A 783-nucleotide genomic window follows, 5' to 3' on the forward strand; every position below is an offset into this window, starting at 1 on the left:
GGCCGAACACGAACGTGGCGGCGAGCCCGGCAATGACCTGGGGCAGGCAAATCTTGAAGAACACCCGCATTCCGGACGATCCGTCGATGCGGGCGGCATCCTCGACGTCTGGCGACAATTCATCGAAGAAGCTCTTCATCATCCAGATGGTGAAGGCCAGGTTGAAGGCGGTGTAGAGCATGATGATGCCGAGATACGAGCCCGACAGGCCCACTACGCGGAACATCAGGATCACCGGAATGATCACCACAATCGCCGGCAGCATGCGCGTGGTCAGGATGATGAACAGGTAGGTGTCATTGCCTTTCAGCGGATAGCGCGAGAAGCCGAAGGCCGCCAGGGTGCCGATGACCAGCGCCAGCAGCACCGACGCCGAGGCGATGAAGATCGAGTTGAAGAAATAACGGTCGAATCCTGTCGCTTCCGGGGCACCGTCCGGCGTCATCGAGCGGGAAAAGACGGACCCAAAATTTTCGAGCGTGGGCTTGAATACAAAATGGTCCGGAATCAAGCCGAACAGCGACGTGGGCGACAGCGTCGGAGGCACCAGGAGCGCGTCGCCCTGCGGTTTGAAGGCGGTGAATATGATGAACAGCACCGGCAGAAAATAGATAAAGGCGACGACGGCCACGGCGAGCGTCCGCCCCCAGCCGGCCTTGTCTACTCCGCTGGCCCTGCCGAAGCCGAGCTTTCCCAATATCGATTCGGCCACGGGTCAGGCTCCCTTCGTACGGCGGTTTGCGAGGTACAGGTAGAGGTTGGTGAGAACGATCACCATGAACA

Annotated in this window: 1 protein-coding gene; it reads right to left on the minus strand. The window is 59.6% G+C overall.

What is annotated here, in order from left to right; all coding sequences use genetic code 11:
* A partial coding sequence (locus ACXJ7R_RS35010; RefSeq protein WP_457155785.1) for a carbohydrate ABC transporter permease occupies positions 1-712 on the minus strand: 712 nt, incomplete at its 3' end.
* Positions 713-783 lie beyond the last annotated feature (71 nt).

Source organism: Mesorhizobium sp. P5_C1 (assembly GCF_054049815.1).